4 protein-coding genes, 1 tRNA gene and 1 rRNA gene are annotated in these 6,306 nt (G+C 42.5%); 1 reads left to right on the forward strand and 5 read right to left on the reverse strand.

Features of this window, described 5'->3' with window-relative positions; genetic code table 11:
* Window positions 1-4: 4 nt before the first annotated feature.
* From B5G33_RS06830 to B5G33_RS06840, 3 genes are all read right to left on the reverse strand, one after another.
* Window positions 5-1,429 carry an NAD(P)/FAD-dependent oxidoreductase gene (locus tag B5G33_RS06830; protein ID WP_087417136.1) on the reverse strand — a complete coding sequence of 475 codons (1,425 nt, stop codon included), beginning with the start codon at window positions 1,427-1,429 and terminating at the stop codon, window positions 5-7.
* Window positions 1,430-1,533: 104 nt separating this feature from the next.
* Complete coding sequence (locus tag B5G33_RS06835) at window positions 1,534-2,100, reverse strand: glycerol-3-phosphate responsive antiterminator (RefSeq protein WP_087274770.1); 567 nt, start codon at window positions 2,098-2,100, stop codon at window positions 1,534-1,536.
* A gap of 204 nt (window positions 2,101-2,304) precedes the next feature.
* Window positions 2,305-3,948 (reverse strand): L,D-transpeptidase family protein, encoded by a 1,644-nt coding sequence (locus B5G33_RS06840; protein WP_242974560.1) that lies wholly within the window; start codon window positions 3,946-3,948, stop codon window positions 2,305-2,307.
* A 752-nt stretch (window positions 3,949-4,700) separates the two neighbouring features.
* Here B5G33_RS06840 and B5G33_RS06845 point away from each other — a divergent pair.
* Complete coding sequence (locus B5G33_RS06845) at window positions 4,701-5,795, forward strand: alpha-L-arabinofuranosidase C-terminal domain-containing protein (RefSeq protein ID WP_242974567.1); 1,095 nt, start codon at window positions 4,701-4,703, stop codon at window positions 5,793-5,795.
* Between the two features lie 49 nt (window positions 5,796-5,844).
* Here B5G33_RS06845 and B5G33_RS06850 read toward each other — a convergent pair.
* Both B5G33_RS06850 and B5G33_RS06855 read right to left on the reverse strand, forming a co-directional pair.
* Window positions 5,845-5,915, reverse strand: a tRNA-Trp gene (locus B5G33_RS06850).
* A 230-nt stretch (window positions 5,916-6,145) separates the two neighbouring features.
* Window positions 6,146-6,306 (reverse strand): 23S ribosomal RNA (locus tag B5G33_RS06855); the annotation flags it as partial.

Consider the following 6,306-nt stretch of genomic DNA (forward strand, 5'->3'; position numbering starts at 1 on the left):
TTTTCTACCTTTCACCTGTAAGCAGATTTGAATTTCCTCCTGCCTTTGTCAGGGCCAGAGGAGATACCTTCAGCTCTCTGGCTAAAATCTCCATAGTCCTGGGTGAACAGAATCCTGCCTGACACCTTCCCATTCCTGCTCTGGTCCGCCGCTTCACGCCATCCAGAGACCTGGCTCCCAGAGGTCTGCGGATAGCATTCAGAATTTCTCCTTCTGTAACCGTTTCACACCGGCAGATTACATTTCCATAAGCTGGATCTTTAGCGATAAGCTCTCGTATTTCCTCAGGAGTAGACTCTGCAACACAGGGAATATCCTCTCTTCTGGAAATAAAGTTTTCCTTTTTTTCTGCCTGGAGTTTCTCTGCGATCATTTCTGCCAGGTATTCTCCTATAGCCGGAGCGCTGGAAAGCCCTGGAGATTCAATTCCTGCCGCATTAAAGAATCCGGGAGCATCCTGGGCTTCTCCAAGAACAAAATCTTCACCTTTCTCTGTAGCCCTGAGCCCGGCAAAAGAAGTGATCACCATTCTGAGCGGCACTTCCCCTGCACTAAGCCTGGCCTGGGCCGCCACCTTATCCAGTCCCTGGGCCGTAGTGTTTACTCCTTCTTTATCTTCAATATCCTCTGCTGTAGGGCCTACCAGAAGGTTTCCATGTACAGTAGGTGTGATCAGCACGCCCTTTCCCATCTTTGTAGGAAGCTGAAAGACTGTATGAGACACAAAGTTACCTGCCTTTTTATCCAGAAGACAATACTCTCCTTTTCTGGGAGTAATGGAAAGCTTTCTGGCACTGACCCTGTTGTTCCATACATCTGCGTAAACTCCTGCTGCATTGACTACACATTTTGTGTCAAATACTCCCTTTTCCGTAGTGATCCTGTAGCCGCCCTCCATAGATTCTATGTCTTTCACCTGAGTATCAAAAGAAAATTCCACTCCGTTTACATTGGCGTTTTCTGCCATAGCAATAGTCAGCTTAAAGGGACATACAATTCCGCCTGTAGGAGCATAAAGCATGGCTTTTACCTCCCGGGAAAGATTGGGTTCTATTTCCCAGATTCTCTCTCCTGTAACGATTTCCAGACCTTCTACTCCATTTTTCTCTCCTCTTGCTTTCAGTTCTTCCAGCTTTGGCATATCCCCTTCCTGGAAACAAAGTACCAGGGATCCATTCTGCTTGTATGGGAAATCCAATTCTTCAGACAAGGCCTTCATCATTTTGTTTCCCCTTACATTCATAATCGCCTTCATAGACCCTGGCTCTGCATCAAAGCCGGCATGAACAATGGCGCTGTTGGCCTTGGATGTGCCACAGCATACGTCCTCCTCCCTTTCCAGCACCAGAACCTTTAACTGGTATCTGGATAATTCTCTTGCCACGGCGCTTCCAGTTACTCCCGCGCCGATGATCACTACATCATACATATCTGCTTCTCCTTTCATCTAAATGAAAAAAGACAGCACAAATACCGGTGAGTTCTTCACCTGTATCCGCACTGTCTCAGTTCTCCTGCGTAAAATATTCTTTTTTACATAAACCATACTTTCTGATTTGTGGTAGATATGGAAATTGCTCCGGCGCCCAGAGCTCCCATAATATCCTCTCTGTCTGTGATCAGGCCTCCGGCAATGACCGGCACTATGCTGTCCCGGCAAATATGCCGGATTACTTTAGGCATCAGTCCCGGAAGTATCTCGATCATATCTGGACGGACAGATTCTGTCTGCTTTCTGATACTCTCATAAGCAATGGAATCAATCACAAAAAATCTCATGATCGCAAACATGCCTTCTTCTTTTGCCTTCTTTATAATTCCGGGTTTCGTGGAAATGAGCCCGTCAGCATGAGTAACTGATTTCAGATAAGTTACGGCAATCTCTTTGCTGCTTAATCCTGTGAGCAAATCCAGATGAACGATTACTATCTTTCCTGCTTTTTTCAGTCTTGATACAATTCCACTGATACTGCATATATCCCCATATAAAACAAATACAATGGGAATCTCCGATTCCAGACACTTTTTCAGTCCTTCTTCATCTTTGACAGCCGCGATCACCGGACAGTCCTCAAAGACCTCTAACATTTTATGGTTCATTTCTGTCTTTCCTTTGCTGTGTAGATAAATTAACCTCCAGTCTGCTGCCTCATCACTTTTTCACCAAAACATTATAAAATTATGTACTGCAGCATACTGGGATTTACGGAAAAAGACAAGACCATAAAGCTGTCTTCACAGCCTCTGTTCTTGTCTCCGTCTCTTGTTTCATTATACTACAGTAAATTTCCCGTTGCAAGTAAATTATCTGTAAAAGCAGACAATGGGACATCCTGCCTCCAGACTCTCATAGAATCCTCCTGCAAAAGAAACGGGAAGATTAATACAGCCATGGGAGCCGCCGTATAAATAAATATTTCCCCCAAAGCTCCATCTCCAGTCTGCGTCATGGAAACCGATTCCTCCGTTGAAGGGCATCCAATAGTCCACAGGAGATTCATAATCATAGCTTCCATCAGGATTTGGGGCCGGGCGAAGCACCTGGTCCCTCTGCTTATACTTAAGATAATAGGTTCCTCCTGGGGTTCTCCGCTCATAATTGTAATAGGTTCCTGATACAAAATCTGAATCCATCAGCAGATTCCCATCTTTATAATACCAGAGATGCTGCTCCGTCAGATCCACCTCAACATATGTATTTCCTACATCATTCTCGCCATAAACAACGCCTTTCTGCGCATAGACCGGTTCCCTTTGGGTATTGACATGATTCTGAATGTCGTACAGAAGCTGGAAGCTCTCTCCTTCCTGGTCAATGCTGAAGCCGTAATTTCCCCCTTCAACAGTTACGTTTTCCCCGGTAGCCGTACTTTTTATCACTCTGTTCTTTCCTACTGTATTGTATTTCGCCGCCAGTTCTGCCGTATATTCCTGAATATTTGCCATCAGTCCATCTGGATTTTCCACATAATTTCCGGCCTCATCATAAGTAAACCAGTCTTTTACACGCATTCCGTCTAAAACTTCCTGCTTATCTCCGAAAAGATAGGTCACCGTCACTGCCGCACAGCTGTTCCAGACCTCCTGCTGTTTCTTCAGATTTTCGTTATCCTGTTTCACAGCCGGCACAGCATAGACGCCTTCCTCTTCCGCAGAAATGCTATCTTCTCCTTTTTCTATAGCAGTTTTCACCTTTTCCAAAAACAGATTTTCATCTATCACTGTACCTGGGGTCTCTTTCTTTATAACAAATTGATTATCTTCAAAAGCAATATAAGCATCTTTTGCCGGTACCATATGCTCCTTTTTCATGCTGTCAAAAGACAACAGCTTTTCTCGCAGCTTGTTTTCATCAAAAGCAGCTCCATAAGCTACCGGATGGTCTTCTCCTATAAAAAGTCCCTTCACCCAGAAAATGGCATTCTGTTTTTCAAGGACCGTCCGGGGCACGTTTTCTGACTGGTATGTGTAGCCGATATCCTTTCCCCGGATCAGCTCCTGGTTATCCTTAAAAATAACCTCAATAGAATAATTTTCCACCTGCTCTTTAATGGCCTTCTCCGCCTCTTCCACAGTCATATTTCCACAGTCCAGTGTTCCAATCTTTGTTCCATCCAAAAGTCTGCCGCTGTAGTACCAGACACCGCAGAGATAGATCACTGCCAGAGTGCCTGCCGCAACGGCTGCACCTGCATACAGCTTTTTCTTATCCCATTTTTTCTTTTTAAACAACTCTGTATATTTTCTCTTTAGCTGTCTTAAAATCTCTTTTCCTTCCCAGCCTCCTTTTCTTCTGCTCTCCTCTATTCTTTTCTCCTCTGGCTCCGCTTCTGTTTCTGTCTCTCCGTTCTTTTCTGTCTGCTTATTATAGGCATCTTCCCACTGCGGCTGGTCCTTTAAGGTTTCTTCTACAATCTGCTCCATAGCCCTCTGTATTTTCTCATCCATTAACGAAAACTCCTGACTATTCTTTTTATATCTATTCCGTCTTCTGTTAAAGTCTTTTATGTAAAAAAATGAAATTGTAAAGGTATTATAACATGTAAAATCTGCTTTTTCCTGGGATTTCATGAACTTCATAATATTTAAGATATTCGTTACAGACTGTAATATCTTTTATATTTTCTTGTTAAAGAAATAAGCATAGGAACCCTTAATATTCCTATGCTTATAACAAATACTTGAGACCTTTTATTCTGCTTTTCGTTCCAGGATTTTTAAGCATAATCAAGTTTCCGTTGACAAGTTTCCTCCCAATATCTACTATTAATTTATAAATAGCAAAACAGAGGTATCTGCCAATGCTTTTACATGGAAATATCAAACATATCATAGGCCACCGAAGCCCTCTTATTTACGGACATTTTATAGAACATTTTCACAGACAGATTTACGGTGGTATATATGATCCTAACTCTCCTCTTTCTGATGAAGACGGCTTCCGTACAGATGTTATAGATGCTCTTAAAAAAATCAAAATCCCAATCCTGCGCTGGCCAGGAGGATGTTTTGTGTCTTCTTATCACTGGAAAGATGCCGTAGGCTCCAAAAGAATGCCCTTTTTTGACAAAGCCTGGAGGGTAGAAGACCCAAGTACCTTTGGAACGGACGAATATATTATGCTCTGTCGAAAAATAAACTGTGAGCCTTATATCTGTACCAATGCTGGAACTGGTACAGCAGAAGAAATGAGTGACTGGGTGGAATACTGCAATCTGGAAACGGAGGGAAAATATGCGAAATGGCGAATAGAAAACGGTTTTCCTAGCCCGCACAAAGTAAAGTACTGGAGCATAGGAAATGAAAATTATGGTTTTTGGGAAATCGGGGCAAAAGATTCCAAAGAATGGAGCAGACTGGTAAAAGAATCTGTAAAAATGATCAAGCACGTAGATCCTCTTACTCAATTGTCCGCTGCCGCTCTTACTGATCTAGACTGGAACATCCATCTACTCACGGAAGCCGGTGATTTTCTAGACTGGATATCTATTCATCAATACTGGGATCCTATCAATCAAACAAATGATTATGCAGACTATGAGCAAACAATGGCCTATACCCACAGAATCGGTCATTCTATAGAAAAGATGCGAGGTCTACTCACTGCAATGAATTTGGAAAAAAAAATAAAAATTGCCTTTGACGAATGGAATCTTCGCGGCTGGTATCACCCCAATGTTCATACAATACAGCAGGGTATCACAAAAGAAGAATATCTCTATCCAAGAGATAAGAATGATGACAACACAAAATATACCATGGCCGATGCCATATTTACTGCCTGTTTCCTTAATGAATTAAACAGAAACTGTGATATTGTAGGAATGGCCAATTATGCTCCTGCCGTAAACACCAGAGGCTGTATCTTTACGTATCCAGAAGGTATTGTCCTTAGAAGTACCTATCATGTATTCGACTTATATGTAAATTATATGGGGGATATAGTCTTAAATACCTGGTCAGAAAATATGCCTTTCATAACAGTCCAGAACAAAGCAAAAGAAAATCTGGATATTTCCGCTTTAGATATTTTAGTATCAAAATGGTCGGACAAACCTGGAATCGCTGTAGCCGCTGTAAATAAAAATCCTTTAAATTTCCAATCTCTCCAGCTGGATATAGCGGGTGCTAAAGGAAATGTAAAACACTTTTGTCTTATGGGAGAAAGCACAGAATCCTATAATGACATTAATCATGAAGAGGTCAAAATTCAGAAAAAAGATTTGGGAAGTTTTTCAGACAATAGAGAAATTATTTTACCGCCGCATTCCATAAATATTATTCAAATTTTATGAACAGAACTCCTATAAATTAAGAAAAGCCTAGTAAAAACTAGGCTTTTCACAGGGGATGAGGGATTCGAACCCCCATCGACGGTTTTGGAGACCGGTGCTCTACCATTGAACTAATCCCCTATTCTTATTAAGAAGGTCTGTACCCTCAAAACCACACATGTAAAACTGTTTATATCCAACTTTTGCCGTTTTACTTAGGTATTGGCCCCGTCCGCTTAGCAACCGGTCACTCATAATCCTACGGCTTATTTCGTGTCCTTTGCTTCGCAAATGACTTCGGTCCGTCTTCCTCATCCAGGAATGCAGGCATTCCCGTCTGTTCCAGACTTCCCTCGCCGCTTCCTAAGCTTTAGGTCAAGCCCTCGACCGATTAGTAGCAGTCAGCTCCATATATTGCTGCACTTCCACCTCTGCCCTATCTACCTCGTCGTCTTCAAGGGGTCTTACTCCTTTCGGATGGGACATCTCATCTTGAGGGGGGCTTCACGCTTAGATGCCTTCAGCGTTTATC

Origin of the sequence: Blautia sp. An81, assembly GCF_002161285.1 — a bacterium.
Taxonomy (GTDB): Bacteria; Bacillota; Clostridia; order Lachnospirales; family Lachnospiraceae; genus Blautia; species Blautia ornithocaccae.

Bases quoted from the DNA above. Each gene is read 5' to 3' on its own strand.
- B5G33_RS06830 (WP_087417136.1), bottom strand. From the start codon at position 1,429: ATGTATGATGTAGTGATCATCGGCGCGGGAGTAACTGGAAGCGCCGTG.
- B5G33_RS06835 (WP_087274770.1), bottom strand. From the start codon at position 2,100: ATGAACCATAAAATGTTAGAGGTCTTTGAGGACTGTCCGGTGATCGCG.
- B5G33_RS06840 (WP_242974560.1), bottom strand. From the start codon at position 3,948: ATGGATGAGAAAATACAGAGGGCTATGGAGCAGATTGTAGAAGAAACC.